13 protein-coding genes are annotated in these 15,872 nt (G+C 41.0%); 4 read left to right on the top strand and 9 right to left on the bottom strand.

The genetic code is table 11. The features are described from left to right. Positions 1-43: 43 nt before the first annotated feature. On the bottom strand, positions 44-772 hold the full coding sequence (locus RG47T_RS07825; protein ID WP_074488898.1) for a (Fe-S)-binding protein: 729 nt from the start codon (positions 770-772) through the stop codon (positions 44-46). A gap of 14 nt (positions 773-786) precedes the next feature. Then, complete coding sequence (locus RG47T_RS07820; protein ID WP_074488897.1) at positions 787-2,112, bottom strand: MFS transporter; 1,326 nt, start codon at positions 2,110-2,112, stop codon at positions 787-789. Positions 2,113-2,250: 138 nt separating this feature from the next. Here RG47T_RS07820 and RG47T_RS07815 point away from each other — a divergent pair, with 138 nt between their 5' ends. Together RG47T_RS07815 and RG47T_RS07810 are read left to right on the top strand one after the other, a co-directional pair. After that, positions 2,251-3,075: a DUF695 domain-containing protein gene (locus tag RG47T_RS07815; RefSeq protein ID WP_074488896.1), complete on the top strand. Its 825-nt coding sequence runs from the start codon at positions 2,251-2,253 to the stop codon at positions 3,073-3,075. A gap of 27 nt (positions 3,076-3,102) precedes the next feature. After that, complete coding sequence (locus tag RG47T_RS07810) at positions 3,103-3,606, top strand: DUF3347 domain-containing protein (RefSeq protein ID WP_074488895.1); 504 nt, start codon at positions 3,103-3,105, stop codon at positions 3,604-3,606. 79 nt (positions 3,607-3,685) lie between these two features. Here RG47T_RS07810 and RG47T_RS07805 read toward each other — a convergent pair whose 3' ends face one another. From RG47T_RS07805 to RG47T_RS07795, 3 genes are read right to left on the bottom strand one after another with little or no spacing between them, the layout of a single operon-like run. Further along, the gene (locus RG47T_RS07805) at positions 3,686-5,287 is read right to left on the bottom strand and encodes an MFS transporter (RefSeq protein WP_074488894.1); all 1,602 of its coding nucleotides are present in this window, start codon (positions 5,285-5,287) and stop codon (positions 3,686-3,688) included. A gap of 3 nt (positions 5,288-5,290) precedes the next feature. Beyond that, positions 5,291-6,349 carry an HlyD family secretion protein gene (locus RG47T_RS07800; protein ID WP_074488893.1) on the bottom strand — a complete coding sequence of 353 codons (1,059 nt, stop codon included), beginning with the start codon at positions 6,347-6,349 and terminating at the stop codon, positions 5,291-5,293. A gap of 2 nt (positions 6,350-6,351) precedes the next feature. Then, entirely contained in the window at positions 6,352-7,692 is a 1,341-nt protein-coding gene (locus RG47T_RS07795; RefSeq protein WP_074488892.1) for a TolC family protein, read from the bottom strand. 86 nt (positions 7,693-7,778) lie between these two features. Here RG47T_RS07795 and RG47T_RS07790 point away from each other — a divergent pair, with 86 nt between their 5' ends. After that, the gene (locus RG47T_RS07790) at positions 7,779-8,573 is read left to right on the top strand and encodes an AraC family transcriptional regulator (RefSeq protein ID WP_074488891.1); all 795 of its coding nucleotides are present in this window, start codon (positions 7,779-7,781) and stop codon (positions 8,571-8,573) included. A 209-nt stretch (positions 8,574-8,782) separates the two neighbouring features. On the opposite strand, the gene RG47T_RS07785 is transcribed toward RG47T_RS07790, so the two are convergent. The 3 genes from RG47T_RS07785 to RG47T_RS07775 are packed head-to-tail and all read right to left on the bottom strand — an operon-like array spanning position 8,783 to position 12,744. After that, positions 8,783-9,514 (bottom strand): MIP/aquaporin family protein, encoded by a 732-nt coding sequence (locus RG47T_RS07785; protein WP_074488890.1) that lies wholly within the window; start codon positions 9,512-9,514, stop codon positions 8,783-8,785. 40 nt (positions 9,515-9,554) lie between these two features. Next, positions 9,555-11,063: a glycerol kinase GlpK gene (glpK, locus tag RG47T_RS07780; protein ID WP_074488889.1), complete on the bottom strand. Its 1,509-nt coding sequence runs from the start codon at positions 11,061-11,063 to the stop codon at positions 9,555-9,557. 43 nt (positions 11,064-11,106) lie between these two features. Further along, entirely contained in the window at positions 11,107-12,744 is a 1,638-nt protein-coding gene (locus RG47T_RS07775) for a glycerol-3-phosphate dehydrogenase/oxidase (RefSeq protein WP_074488888.1), read from the bottom strand. Between the two features lie 515 nt (positions 12,745-13,259). Between RG47T_RS07775 and RG47T_RS07770 the strand changes: the two genes are divergently transcribed. Then, positions 13,260-14,447, top strand: a complete 1,188-nt coding sequence (locus RG47T_RS07770) for an AI-2E family transporter (protein WP_083627335.1) — start codon at positions 13,260-13,262, stop codon at positions 14,445-14,447. A gap of 113 nt (positions 14,448-14,560) precedes the next feature. Here RG47T_RS07770 and RG47T_RS07765 read toward each other — a convergent pair whose 3' ends face one another. Continuing rightward, on the bottom strand, positions 14,561-15,595 hold the full coding sequence (locus tag RG47T_RS07765; protein ID WP_074488887.1) for a ligand-binding sensor domain-containing protein: 1,035 nt from the start codon (positions 15,593-15,595) through the stop codon (positions 14,561-14,563). Between the last annotated feature and the right edge of the window lie 277 nt (positions 15,596-15,872).

The following is a 15,872-nucleotide window of genomic DNA, read 5'->3' as shown; positions in this document are numbered from 1 at the left end:
TTTTTTTAATATTAATTAAAAATCTGAAATCGAAATCCGAATTCTATATATTCCCCCAACCACCTGCCAAAACATCGGCAATATGCATAGTTTTAAGCGGCAGTTGTTGTTTATCGATATAGCTTTGCAGATGCAGCAGGCACGACGCATCGGTAGAGATAATATAGTCTGCATGGACAGACATGGCATGATCAACCTTTTGCTGGGCCATGGCGCTGGATATCGCATCGAACTTTACGGCAAACGTACCGCCGAAACCACAGCAGGTTTCATTATCGGGCAGGTCGAAAAGCTCGAGTCCGTGTACTTTTGACAAAAGCTGACGGGGTTCTTGTTTAATCTTACATTCGCGCAGGGCACTGCAACTATCGTGGTATACGGCCCGGCCTTCCAACTCGGCGCCAAAATAATCTACGTTTAGGATGTTTACCAAAAAATCTGACAGCTCATAAATATTAGCCTGAATAGAGCGGCATTTATTATGGGCGGTTGTATTGGTAAACAAATCGTTATAATAATTGCGCACCATGCCGGTACAAGAGGCAGAGGGAGAAACGATAACGCCATCGGCAGAGAAATCATCCAGGAATTTGCTGCCTATGGTTTTGGCTTCGTCCCAAAAACCGGCATTAAAGGCTGGCTGGCCGCAGCAGGTTTGCGCTGTGTTGTAAGTTACCGTGCAACCGGCTTTCTCCAATACCTTTACCGTATTAAACGCAGTAGCTGGGTATAGCTGATCAATAAAACACGGGATAAATAACTCAACCTTCATTAGCCTCTATTAGATTACAAACCGCTAAGTTCCGAATTTTTATGACTTTTCCGTTCGGCAGACAGTAATGAAAATAATAAAACCAAGCCTATAACGAAAAATACAGCCAATATCAATGCCGAATTGCGCATACTGTGGGTTAATGACTCTACAAAACCAAAACAGAAAAGCCCGATCACGATGGCCAGCTTCTCCGTAACATCATAAAAGCTGAAATACGATGCCGTATCGGTAATGTCCTGCGGTAAGTATTTAGAGTAGGTAGACCGGGATAGGGACTGGATGCCCCCCATAATTAAACCGACTACAACAGCCAGCATATAAAATTGCGTAGCATTGGTGGTTAAGTAGGCAGCAACGCAAGCGAAGATCCAGATGAATACCACGCCTATCAATACTTTTACATTACCATACTTATCAGATAGTTTAGACATTAGCATAGCACCGCCTATGGCCACCAGCTGAATCACCAGTATCACCCCGATCAGGCTTTCCTCGGGAAGCTTTAATTCTTTAGCACCAAAGTTAGCTGCCACCAGCATAATGGTTTGCACCCCCATAGAATAAAAAAAGAATGCAGGCAAATAACGCTTTAATAAGGGCATCGATCTTACCTTTTTCCATACATGTGCTAACTCTTTAAAACCGCCACTTATTACATTATAGTCCGGCGATACTGAGGCATTAGGCTCTCCTTTAGGTAAACGCGCAAAAGGGATCTGCGCAAAGGCCATCCACCAGATGCCAACTAATAAAAATGACAACCGTGCCGGGAAGGTAGCATCTGTAATGCCAAATGTTTTGGGCGATAATACAAACACAAAGCAAATGATCTGTAGTATTACGCTACCAATATAGCCGTAGGTAAAACCTTTGGCGCTCACGGCATCCTGCTTGTCAAGCGTGGCTATCTGTGGAAGGTATGAATTATAGAATACGAAGCCACCGCAATAACCAATTGCTGCAATGCCGAAACAGATCATCCCCGCTTCGAGTGTACTTAGTTTAAAGAAATATAGCCCGCAGCAGGCGATACCGCCCATTAGGGTGAAGAATTGCATATAGCTTTTTTTGTTGCCTTTATAATCGGCAATGGAAGTTAAAATAGGCAGCATAAGCACCACCAGCAAATAGGCAGCAGCCAATACATAATTAGATAGCGCCGTATTAATAAACTGATGACCGAAAAAGGTAACCACATCGCCATGCGCTTTTGTGGTGGTTATAGCTGTAAAATAGGCCGGGAAAATAGTTGAGGTGATAACCAGGTTGTACGATGAGTTTGCCCAATCGAACATAGCCCAGGCCCGTATGGTTTTGGGGTTGTTTTTAGCTTCCATGCTGATGCTAAGATATGGATTTTGCAATGCAACGCAAGATTATAACTAATCGATCACAATTCATTTTATTGCTATCGAATATTAATTATACTATATGTTTTAGTAGTTTTAAGTATTCTAAACATCTCACAAACACATATGGGCTTTTTTGATAAAATTTTCAAAGGAAAAAATCGACCAACAGATGCTAACAAAACAGCAGCTAAAAGGCATCAGGAAGAATGGGATTTCTATCTAACTAATATAAATGATTTACCGGGTTCTATTATGGTTGACTTAGGTCTTAGAAAGATTGCTCCTGTAAATAATAAAACTCATATAGTTTCCGTATCCGTTAAAATGAAAAACCCAAATCCGGAAGGGCTTTCCACCGAAGAGGAATTAAATTCATTAGGAGATATAGAAGACCGGCTTGTCGATTTTATGACAGAGGCGAGAAAAGCCATATTTGCAGGACGAACAACTTCTAATGGCAGTCGCGATTTTTACTTTTATGTGGGCGACACAATGTTAATAGACAAAACAATATCAGAAGCCATGGTAGCATTTCCTGGTTACGAATATGATTTTGGAACAAATGAGGATACAGACTGGAAATGTTACCTGGATTTTTTATATCCGTTGCCTTCTCAAATGCAGTCGATACAAAATCGCAGAGTAATTAATAGTTTAGAAAAAAATGGAGACCCATTAACTAAAGAACGACAGGTAGATCATTGGCTTTTTTTTAAAACTGAAACGGGCAGAGATTTGTTTCTTAGCAAAATAGCCGAAGAGGGCTTTAACATTGTTACCAATAATTACGACAAGGATTTAGGTGACACTCCTTATCGATTACAAATTTCGCGCATAGATAAAGTTGATTATAACAGCATAGATGATTATGTGATCATGTTATGGAAACTTGCTGCAAAATGTGATGGCGAATATGATGGTTGGGAAACTTCGGTAGAAAAACAATAAATTAGCATTTAATAAATATTAAACCCAATGAAAACATTAAAAACCCTTTCCATAGCACTTGTATTCGCATTTGCAGCAACACAGGCCAATGCACAAAGCACATCAGTTGATAAAATAGCCCAGGCATATTTGGGATTAAAAAACGCCCTGGTAGCCAGCGATGCTACCGTGGCTAAAGCTAAGGCAGCGGTGCTATTAACTGCATTATCTGCCCCTGCTGATAAAAGCCTGAAACCGGCACAACAGAAGCTATTATCGGCCAACCTGGAGAAACTAAAATTCGACAGCCGCCATATCAGCGAAAGCGTTGCGATAGATCATCAGCGTGAACATTTCGAAAGCTTATCTAAAAACATGTACACTGTATTAAGCGGATTAAAGGCAAACAGCACTGTACTTTACGAGCAATATTGCCCAATGAAAAAAGCATACTGGTTAAGCGAAAACAAAACCATTCAGAACCCTTATTACGGTAAAACTATGCCCGACTGTGGAGAGGTAAAGGCTACCTTGGCACCGGCTGGCAAATAATTTACCTTGACATTGAATAGTAGAAAAGGTGATGAGCAAATGCACATCACCTTTTTCATTTAATTTAGTTAGTAGTGCTTTAATAAGAAGCCGGTGCAGGCTGATTGTCTTCGAGGTTGATTTTAGTACGGTTGATGTAAGGATAAACGGCAACCAATAAAATAACGACCAGGATTACCCAGCTAATGAGCTGATAATAATCCATACTGTAACGCATTAAGGTTTGTGCATTTACCGAGCGTACCACTAACCCACTAGCGGCCTTAGCAGCCTGATCGGCAGCCATGCCACGGCCTATTAACGCTTGTTTATAACCGGCAATACGTTGTACGGTGGCAGGATCGACATCGGAAATTAACTGTTGAAAGCGATTATAATGCGCACTTTGGTTAAAAAGCGAAAAGTAGTTAATAAACGCAATGCTCGAACAAAAACCTGCAAACCGAAAGAATACCCCGGTTGCTGATGCGGTACTACCCAAATGAGTTGGCACAGATGATACCGTAAAAATAATAAGCGGCGCCATCAACAACCCTGCACCTAAACCCTGCACAATCAACGGTATAATAAATTCTGTGGCGTTGGCCTGGATATCGAACAAAAAGCACATCCATACATGAAAAACCAGCATAAACGCAAAGCCCAGCATAATGATAAAGCGCATAGGCCGATGCATCAATAACATCCTTGACGATATAATCACCCCCACAAATATCCCCAACATGTTTGCAACAAGCATATTGGCCAAATGGAAGGGATCCATACCTAAAACAGCCGCAAAATAAGTTGTAGTAATACCCAACGCACCGCGGCAAATATAAAGCACGAAGATGAGCATTAAGCCTACCGAAAAGTTACGGTATTTAAAAACTTCGAGCGTTAAATAGGGGCGCTTTAAGCTCAGTTGCCTTACAATATGAATGGCTAATAAAATCACAATAGCTATAACCGACCATAGAATACGCTTGTCTTGCAACCAGTAATATTGCTGGCCATAAAGCAGCACGTACCCAATAAGGCTTAGCATTAGAGCGTAAATAATAAAGCTGGGCCAGTCTACCTGATAAAGAGGGAATTTCCTGTCGAGCCGTACATCATTCATCATTATAAAAAGTAAAATTGCACCCGGCACATAAAAGTAGATGATGAATTTGTACAGTACATTGTAATTAAAAGCATCTACAACCCCTGCTGTTACCAATGTAGTAAGCGGTGTAATGCAAAGTAACAAGCCATAAAACAAGGAATAGCCAATCTCGCGGGCACGCTCGCTTTTAAGCCTGCTGAAAATTAGCGTAATGCAAATACTGGTACTGGCACAATTAGCCATGCCTTGTATAAAACGGAACGTAAACAGAACGTGAAGGTTACGGGTACTAAAACAAATGTAAGAAGTAACTACCTGAACTACTGTAGAAATAATAAGGTACTGTTTTACGGCGATAAAGCTAAAGAACCGGCGTTCTAAGGCAAAAAAGCTGGCAACGGCGGCATAAAATATCACCATGGAATACTGCACATCTGCAGGTTCAATTCCGTAAAAACCTGCGGCCGCGCCCCCATTGGCTGTAGACAAGCCGAACAAGCCAAGCGACGGTACAACCACCATAAAAATGGCAAACCGGATAAGCCATTCGGAAGCCCATCCTTTAAAAACCGGCATTATTTTACCCGTTTCCATGATTTATTTTTTACGGATGATCACGCTGGTGTTCATGCCTGCACGTAAAGGTGCTATGGTATTAACATCATCGGTCAGCCTGATCCGTACCGGGATACGCTGTACTATTTTCACAAAGTTACCTGTAGAGTTATCGGGAGGTAATAAAGAAAAACTCGAACCTGTAGCCGGCGATAAGGAAACGATATGCCCCTTAAATTGCTGATCGGGATATGCATCGGCTTCAATCTCGGCATCGTCGCCCACCTTCATGTGCCTTACCTGGGTTTCTTTAAAATTGGCAATTACCCATTTACCGGCATCCTTGTCAACAATAAAAGCCAGGGTTTGTCCCGCTTGTATGGCTTGCCCTTGTTGTATAGTACGGCGGCCCATTTTACCATTATAGGGTGCTGTAATAATGGTATAATCAACATTCAGTTTATTACGGCCAACAACAGCTTCCCTCCTTTTAATTTCGGCCTGTAACACTGCATTTTGCGCTCTTGCATCTGTTATTTTAGATAATGAAGCCTGGTAGCTTACCTGCGCTGATTGGTAATCTGACTTGGCTACATCCAATGCTGCTTGCACATTATCCAGTTGTTGCCTGGTAGCAGATTCTACATCGTACAACTTCTTGTACCTATCGTATTCCTGCTGTTTATTCACCAGCTTAGCCTTGGCTGCCGCAATTTGCGACTGGCTAATTTGCGAAGTTTTGGTTGATGTTTCCACGTTACTGCTCAACACCGGTACCTGGGCACGCGCATTGGCCAGGGCGGCTTCTGCTTCCTGTTGTTGAATGGTATATTCACTGTTGTCAATTATGATCAGCGTATCCCCTTTTTTAACGTCCTGATTTTCTTCGTAACGGATCTCGCGGATATAACCGGCCACACGGCTGATTACCGGGTTAATATATTCCTGTACCTGGGCATCATTGGTTTCTTCATACAAATACAAATTGTATAAAGATATGCCGCCCCATATTACCAGGCCTATCAAAATTATTCCTGCTACCCAGGCCGTTATACGGGTAATTAGTTTATCTGTTTGGGTGTATTGATTAGAGGTGCTCATGATTAAAGATTTCCTATAACTTCTTGTAGCTTGTAATACTGCATCTGTGCGCTTATCTGTGCCGAAGCCAGGTCGAACCGTGTTTGTAGTAACTGCGTATTGGCTTCCAACAGGTCGGTTACCAATGAAGTTTGATTAAAGTATGTGTTGTTAATGATCCTGGAATTTTCTGTAGCCTGTTTAATATTAGTTTGGGCTACATTAATGCGGTTAATGGCTTCTTTATAACGCAGGTAGGCCTCATTAACCTGCTGCCTTACATTATCCTGTGTATCCAGATGCTCTATTTCCTGTTGTTTAAACTCAATTTCAGAAGCCTTTACCTTGTGTTTATTATGGTAAAAAGCAGAGATTGGAAACGATGCCTGCACTCCGGCAAATCCTAAACCATATAAATAGCCGCCGTAAGGGTATAACATAATTTGCGGATAGCTATAGGTATAATTAGCAAACAAGCCAATTTTGGGCGATAAATTAGCTTTTACATCTTTAAGCTGTAAACGGCGCAAATTGGTTTCCTGCTCCGAAATTTTGTTTTGGAAAGAATGGCCCTGCGCATCATTAAGATAATCGGTATAAGACTTAACAGTGACCGAATCAATCCCATCAGCATTTACCGGGGTAACCACCAGGTCATCGGGCTCGCCGATCATGATATTAAGCTTTTGATTGGCAATGGCAATATCATTCTCAATGGTAGTAAGCGTAAGATTTTGTTGCGATAATTGCAACTCGGCACGCAGTACATCGCTTTTTAAAACCACGCCGTTCTTTTGCATCTGTTTAATTTTTTCCAGCTGCTTTTCCTGCTCGGCAATATGGTTCAGCATTAACTGCTTAAAGATGATGCTGCGTTGCAGATCCAAAAAATAGCCAGACGCGCGAAGTTTAATTTCAGATATGGTCAGGTTTTTCTGTTGCTCCCTTATTTTGCCAATAGTTTGCTGCTCTTCAATTTTTAAATTGGTTTTGTTACCACTGTAAATATTAAAGTAAGCATCGCCACCTGCCTTATAATAAGTATGCAGCACCGGGTACTGTGTTGGGGTATGAAAAATGCCATTCTCAAACATCGGCATATTACTCACCCTGGCGTATTCACCAGATACATTAATATCGGGCAGGCGCTCTGCCTTGGCATCTTTTACAGCTTCTTCATTACTTTGTACATGCAGTTGCTGTATTTGTATAGTTCTGTTGTACTGTACAGCTTTTTCCCAAACCTGCGGTAAAGCAAGGTTTACAGCGGTACCAGCAACGCCGTGTTGCTGCGCAAATGCCCCTGTTGCCAATAGTACTACCACTGCTAAAAGAAACAACCGCTTATTAAAATAATATATCATAAATTTTATGATACAAATTTACCTTTGGCAATTGCGCATATTTTGATGTATATTGCCTAATATTTGATGATTCCAGCCAAGTAATTATGCAGCACTTAATTTCAGCAGAGCAGTTTATTGAGATCGATAAGTATCGCCAGTCAGTATATGTTATGCACCAGAAATCCGAACGCAGATTTCCGGTGCATAATCACAAAAAGGGGCAATTATCATACGTGGAAGGCGGTATTGCCTATGTTCATTTTGTGGGCAACACTTTTGTTATACCAGCAAGGCACTACATCTGGATTCCGCCCGGTATCGATCATTTTTTACAGGTAAGGCACTCAGAAAGTGCAGTTATACGTAATATTTATTACCCAGATGATGATAAGCATATTTTTTACCAGCATACAGGTATATATCCGGTAAATAACTTGTTGCATGAAATGATACATTACACCGAAAACTACCAGGAGAACATTAAACCGAGCAGTAATGACTACGCATTTTTAATGGCTATCAAAAATATACTGCCCAATCTTAGTCCGCAAAATGTGCCTATTGTTTTACCAACAACCACTAACGACAGATTACGGCCTATCCTGCGTTATTTATATGACCATGTTGCGCAGCCGCTTACCTTGCAAATTGTTAGCAGCAAGTTCGGTATAGGCGAGCGTACACTTTCGCGCCTTTTTCAAACCGTGTTAAGTATCTCGTTTTTACAATATCTTAAACAAGTGCGCATCGTAAAAGCTGTTGAGTTAATGCTGCAAACCGACTTAACCTTAAGCCAGATTGCTTACGATACCGGCTACCAAAGTATATCGGCATTCAGTAACACCTTTCAGCAGGTAGCTAATATGCGCCCGTCTGAGTTTGCGGCTACGGTGAGATAAGAAGACAGGGTTTCTTAAAAAAAGCCGCCTGCTTATTTAGTAAATGGCTTTAAAATACTACGCATCATGGAGAGCAGTACTTAAAAAACTGAATTATTTAATTGATAATCAAACAATAAGATATAAATAAATTAGCCCGTGCAGTACCAAAAGGCCTGCTTTAAGTATCATTTTCATATTATTTGTATTAGAAGATAGAACTGATTAAACTATGGATGTAACTGCAGATACAATAATGCTGCAATAACTGTACCCATAACAGGCCCTATAACTGGTACCCAGGCATACGCCCAATCACTGGAACCTTTATTGCTGATTGGTAAAATAGCATGCATCATACGCGGACCCAAATCACGACAGGGGTTTATGGCATAACCGGTAGTACCGCCAAGCGAAAGCCCGATCACTATAACTAAAATGGCCACAGGTAGTGCCCCGATAGAACCCAAACCAATGGGTGTTTTAGTGGCTGTAATCTCTCCACCTGTTGTATAAAAGATCATGAGCAGCAACACAAAAGCACCTAAAACTTCGCTAAATAAATTCACTTTATAATTACGGATGGCGGGGCCGGTAGCAAATACAGCTAAAATAGCAGCCGGGTCTTTGGTTCGTTTAAAGTGATCGAAGTACATTACCCAAACTAAAAAGGCGCCGGCAGCTGCGCCCAGCATCTGTGCGCAGATATACGGCAAAACATTAGCCCACGGAAATTTACCTGCAACAGCCAAACCGATAGTAATAGCCGGGTTAAAATGTGCCCCACTATATGGGCCCGCCACTACAACCCCAACAAAAACGGCAAAGCCCCAGGCCATACAAATAACCAGCCAGCCGCTGTTATTTCCTTTGGTATCATTTAAAAGTACGTTGGCTACCACGCCATCGCCTAAAAGTATCATCAACATGGTGCCGAGAAACTCGGCCATAAATGGGGTCATACGCTTTAAATTAAGTGAATAATGATTAAACGCTATGCTATTATTTTTTATCTGAAAGCACATCCTCTGCTGCCTGCGCTGCATGGATTGCTTTTTTCCAGCCTTTAATTCCTTCCTGAACCTTGGGTTCGTCGGCATCCGGAACAAATTCCTTTTCCACTTTCCATAATTGTTGGATCTCGGCAATATCCTTCCAAAAGCCCACGGCCAGGCCCGCTAAATATGCTGCACCTAAAGCTGTTGTTTCCACCACTTCCGGCCTGATCACTTTACAGTTTAGTAAGTCGGACTGAAACTGCATCAGCAGGTTATTTGCGGTTGCGCCGCCGTCTACCCGCAATTCTTTAATCTTCATGCCCGAATCAGCCTCCATAGCTTTCAGTACATCCATTGTTTGATAACCTATGGCTTCCAGCGCTGCACGGGCAATGTGCGCGTCGGTTGTACCGCGGCTAAGCCCTATCATAGTTCCGCGCACGTTTGGGTTCCAATATGGTGCGCCCAGGCCAGCAAATGCAGGCACAAAATAAACCCCACCTGTATCTTCTACACTCAAAGCCAGCTTTTCTACATCGGCAGATTTCCTGATTACGCCCAAACCGTCACGAAGCCACTGAACTACGGCTCCGGCTATGAAAATACTGCCTTCAAAAGCATACTGTATTTTACCGTCAATTTTCCAGGCAACGGTTGTCAGCAAGTTGTTTTTTGATTCAATAAACTTGTCGCCAATGTTCATCAGCATGAAACAGCCTGTGCCATAAGTATTTTTAACCATGGCTTTATCAATGCACATCTGCCCGAAAAGTGCTGCCGACTGATCGCCTGCAATACCTGCAATAGGCACCTTTGAAGCAAAAATAGTTGTTGCGGTTTCGCCGTAAACTTCGCTCGATTGTTTTACCTCGGGCAGCATTTCTTTGGGGATGCCGATCAGGTCAAGCAATTCCTGATCCCACTCCTGCTTTACGATATTGAACAGCATAGAACGGCTTGCATTAGTTATATCGGTAATATGTACCTTTCCCCTGGTAAATTTCCAAACCAGCCAGCTATCTACCGTTCCGAAAGCCAGTTCACCGGCTTCCGCTTTTTTCCTTGCGCCTTTTACATTATCCAGAATCCATTTAATTTTAGTACCCGAAAAATAAGGATCTATTACCAACCCGGTTTTAGCGCGGATATTATCCTCATGGCCGGCAGCTTTCAATTCTTCACAATAATCTGCCGTGCGGCGGTCTTGCCAAACGATGGCGTTATAGATGGGCTCACTTGTTTTCCTGTCCCATACGATGGTGGTTTCACGTTGGTTAGAAATACCGATTGCCTTAATGTTGGTACCGTTGATCCCCATTTTAGCGGTTACTTCGGCAGCAACACTGGCCTGAGACGACCAGATTTCCTTGGGATCATGCTCTACCCATCCCGATTTTGGGAAAATCTGCTTAAATTCTTTTTGGGCGATGGCTTTTATTTTGCCCTTATGATCAAAAATAATAGCGCGTGAACTTGTTGTGCCCTGATCCAGGGCCAAAATGTACTCTTCCATAATTTTTTATTTTTTCATTTTATAAACTAACCCCAACAGTTATCTATACCTGCCCTGGGTAAGGAACTAATAAATAGGTTTTAGCAAGGGCGCGGAAATCTGACACTTGTTTTATTTCCCAATCATGCCCTTTATTTAATTCTTTTGCAATTAAAGCCGCCACTTTGGGAGCAACATCATAAGCTATACGGGCATCAAGAAACAGCAATCGTACTCTCCTAGCCAAAACATCTTCAAGTGTTCTGGCCATTTCGTTGCGCACTGCCCAAATCACTTCTGCCGCGATAAACTCTGCCCGCGGGTCGAGTTTTAACACCCAGTCTTTGTTTTCATTACACAAGGCCATTACCGCCTCACGGTCAGTACCGTATACATACATGTGGTTTTTACGATCTACATCTTCAGTGCTACCATGTATGGGCAAATCCTTAGTTTTTACAGGCTTAGCTGTTAGGGCACCTACCTGGATGGCTTTGTTAACTGTGTCTTCGGCCATTTTACGATAAGTTGTCCATTTACCGCCTGTAATGGTTATCAAGCCTGAGTCTGCTACAATGATCTTATGACTTCGTGATATTTCTTTCGTTTTGTCTGAGCCATCCTGCGGGGCGGCCAATGGCCGTAAACCGGCAAACATACTCAACACGTCTTTTCGTTCTGGTGCTTTAATAAGGTACTGATCTGCAGTGTGCATAATAAATTCAATCTCTTCTTCCAGCGCCTTAGGTTCCAGGCTGTGTTCTTTAAGCGGAGTATCTGTTGTTCCAATAACTAACCTATTATGCCATGGAACAGCAAAGAGTACACGTCCGTCTGAAGTTTTGGGTATCATCAGGGCATCTTCAGCAGGCATAAAAGACCTATCAACCACCAAATGTATTCCCTGGCTTGGTCTTAGCATCGCCTTTTCGCCCGGTATATCCATTTGCAGTATTTCATCCGCAAAAACACCGGTTGCATTAATTACCGTTTTGCCCTTGATCTGGTATATTTTACCTGTTTCAGCATCAGTAGCTACCACCCCGCTTACCTTGTTACTTTCTTTAAGCAGGCCACTTACTTTAAAATAGTTCAATACAGTTGCGCCTTGCTCCAGTGCCGTTTGAGCAATATTAATGGCAAGCCGCGAATCGTCAAACTGGCCATCGTGATACGAAACGCCACCATACAGGCCCTTTTGTTGAATAGTAGGTATTCTTTTAATTACTTCTTTTTTGGATAGATGCTTAGCCCGGCCAAATCCTAACTTTCCGGCAAGCAGATCGTACAGGCTTAGCCCGATGGTATAATACGCACCGCCCCACCACTCATAATTAGGAATGATAAAGGTTTCGTTTTTTACCAGGTGGGCTGCATTTTTGAGCATCAGCCCGCGCTCGTGTAAGGCTTCTACAACTAAGCCAATGTCTCCCTGGGCCAGGTACCTTACGCCGCCGTGTGCGAGTTTGGTACTGCGGCTTGATGTGCCTTTCGCAAAATCAATTTGCTCTAAAAGCAGTGTTTTATATCCTCTCGAGGCAGCATCGAGCGCTGTACCCAAACCGGTTGCACCGCCCCCGATGATAATCACATCCCACACTTTTTCAGCATCAGACAAACCTTCTATAATTTTGTCACGTTGAAAGCGTGTTTCTTGTGGGTCAGCTTGCTTGGGGTAATTTATTTGTTCAACAACGTCCATATAAATATGTATTTTTAAGAATCTGAAATAGTTTCCCTTAGCCTGTTAATTGGCTTTAAAGAAGTTAATCATATTAATAACGTTAAGCTATATAGCCTAATTGTATTACTGCACAGTGATTGCTTGCAATTGAATTGTAGTTTACTTTTAAATGAGTCTCACTGATCTGTCCGGTACTCATCCGTAGTTTTTCATACCATTCAAAAACCTCATTATACTTGATTAAATTATTGGTTAATATAGCTCTATAGTTTCAGTTGATCAATGCGTACATAGGTAACCATTTTAAGTGTTTAGATGGCAATTAGATATTATTATGTAGCAATTGCTATCAATCATTTTAATAGCCGCTGCGTTGTACGTTATCATCAAATTATGTAAACAGTAAAACAAAAAGCGCTCCTATCTTTTACAATACAAGCTAATAAATTTACACCCGCAATATTTCAAATGTTAATAACTCAGAATTTTAGAATTGCAAGGATTTTAAGCACAACATCATTAATATATCAGCCATGAAAGAATTGCCACTTACAGTTAAAAGGTCTATTGAATTACTCGGTTTATTATTGGTAGGAACACTGTTTGTTATCGGCAGTGATATCCTTATGCCGGTAATAATGGCTTTTTTTATAAGTATTATGCTTATTCCTATTTACAGGTTTTTACGAAAATATAAGGTGCCGGAAACCCTGGCAATTATTTTACCAATATTAATGGTGTTTATATTTGTTGGTTTAATCTTTTGGTTTTTTTCATCACAAATGGCGACAGTGATTAGTGACTTTCCCCAAATTAAAAAGAACGTTACATTACATCTCCAGTCGTTAAGCAAGTGGATTTCCAGCTCATTTAATTATTCAACTCAAGAACAGCTTGGTTTTATTAACAAAAAAAGCAATGATTTATTGGGTATGGCAGGCGGGATTGCTAGTGGCGCCGCCGTAACACTGAGTTCTATTTTTGTATTTGTAGGTTTGCTACCTATTTATATCTACTTAATTCTTTATTATAAAGACACCCTGGTTAAGTTCGTTTTTATGTGGTTCAGCCCAACCAATTATCCCAAGATAAAAACAATTATATACGAAACTGAATCTATTATCAAGAGTTATCTAATGGGTTTACTAATTCAGATCACCTACATGACATTATTGTTAGGGGTCCTTTTAATGGTATTCGGTATTGAACATGCTTTCCTGATTGGTTTAATATTCGCAGTACTGAATCTGATACCGTACGTAGGTGCGTTGATTGGAAACATTATCGGTGTATTACTTACCATTGCATCCTCTACCTCATTAAGCCCGGTGGTTACTGTATTGGTTGTTATTGCGGCAGTACAATTTTTAGATAATAATATACTAATGCCCCGTATTGTTGGCTCAAAAGTGAAAATCAACGCATTGGTATCCATTATAGGTGTAGTGCTTGGCGGCAGCCTGGCCGGAGTTTCTGGCATGTTTTTGTCCATGCCTATTATAGCAGTACTCAAATTAATTTTCGACCGTACCGAGATGTTCAAGCAGTGGGGCGTACTTTTTGGTGATGAGCGGCCGGCTAAAAGCCCAATGAATTTATCATCCCTCAAAAATAAAGCTACTGCAACCGGCAAACAGGCAATTGGTTTAATACTTATTGCAAATGCCTTAGATGTTTATTTCAATTCGTTATCTGATGCTTTGGCGCAAACCATTTTATAATCAGCTAAGGATATTAATATGAAGAAAGTTTATCAATATAAATGAAGCGGAAAGTTTTGTTGAGGGAATTCGTTGAGTTGGTTTTACCAAGCAAGTTCAAGTTAATTTTTAGCCTATTTGCTTTTAAAGTAGGTTATTGTCTTTCCATCATAACGACACACCCCATCCACCATAGTGCCAAACCAAATACTTCCATCATTAGCTTCTAAAATTCCAAATATCATTCCTTTGTTACCTTCATATTTCGACATTATTTCGCTTACAGTTGGCTCTTTATCGTTCAATGACTTTTCATCATAGCGGGAAAGTATACACCTGCCTTCATTAGCGCTTTGTGAACTAGTCCAAATATTTCCTTTTCTATCTTCGTAAATATGACCGACAAAATTTTGCGTAAAATTGGTAAATGTACTGCCATCATAACGCCAAAGGCCATCAGCTCCGCCTAGCCAAATATTTCCTTTTTTATCCTCGATGATAGAACGAACATTCTTAAAGGGTTTACCGTTATGGATGAAAGCTGTAAAGGACTTTCCATCGTATCGAAACACGCCATTTGCACCAAACCAAAATCCCCCTCGTTTGTCTTCAATGATAGTATTAACAGCATTATTTTGTCTAATCGAAAAAGTCTTCCCTATCCGATCCTCTTTAATGGTATTTCCATCTGAGATATAGTTTCGAAAGGTCTTCCCATCGTAACAGCTTGTTCCCCCAGAAACACCGAACCAGATGTTGCCTTTTTTATCTTCATAAATACTTGTAACTTCATTATTAAGAAGCCCCTCCCCGGTTGTGAAATTTGTAAAGGATTTCCCTTCATAACGATAAACACCTGAGCCGATAGAACCGAACCATAAGTTGCCTTTCCTATCCTCCAAAACAGAAAAGAAGCGGGCAGAACTAATTTTACTTGTAATATTAGTAAAAGACTTTCCATCGTACCGAAAAATACCATCAAATGCAGCAATCCAAATGTTGCCCTTTCTATCTTGTATGAGATTTCGAGTTATCCTTTCAGGTCCGTGGGCGGTAATTACACCGTTGGTTTCGGAGTTGATCATGATTTTTCCTTCTGTTTGATTTTGTACACAGGAAGTGTAAAAAACAAACATGAAGAACAAAGCATACAGGTGTATGTATTTCATAATTTAATTAATATTGGTAGTGGTTGCACGATTCAATAACGGTTAATGCAGCTCTCTTCTTTCATTTTTCAGCAAAACACTAAGCCGTTTTTCATATCAAAGTTGATCCGGCGAAATTACTTTGATATCTTTCACCAAAGGGAAATTCGATTGTAAATAAAAATGTAAACTTTGTAAAGAAATCTTATTAGTATGGGCGATAACATAAATCTGCCTGGGGGTAAATGATGGATCAAGCGGAACTTACCAAAACCTAATCATGATTAAACAAAAAAAA

Source organism: Mucilaginibacter polytrichastri, assembly GCF_001911425.1.
GTDB classification, from domain to species: domain Bacteria; phylum Bacteroidota; class Bacteroidia; order Sphingobacteriales; family Sphingobacteriaceae; genus Mucilaginibacter; species Mucilaginibacter polytrichastri.
The sequence above is the reverse complement of the archived record's forward strand: the minus strand, read 5'-3'. Positions and strand labels throughout refer to the sequence as shown.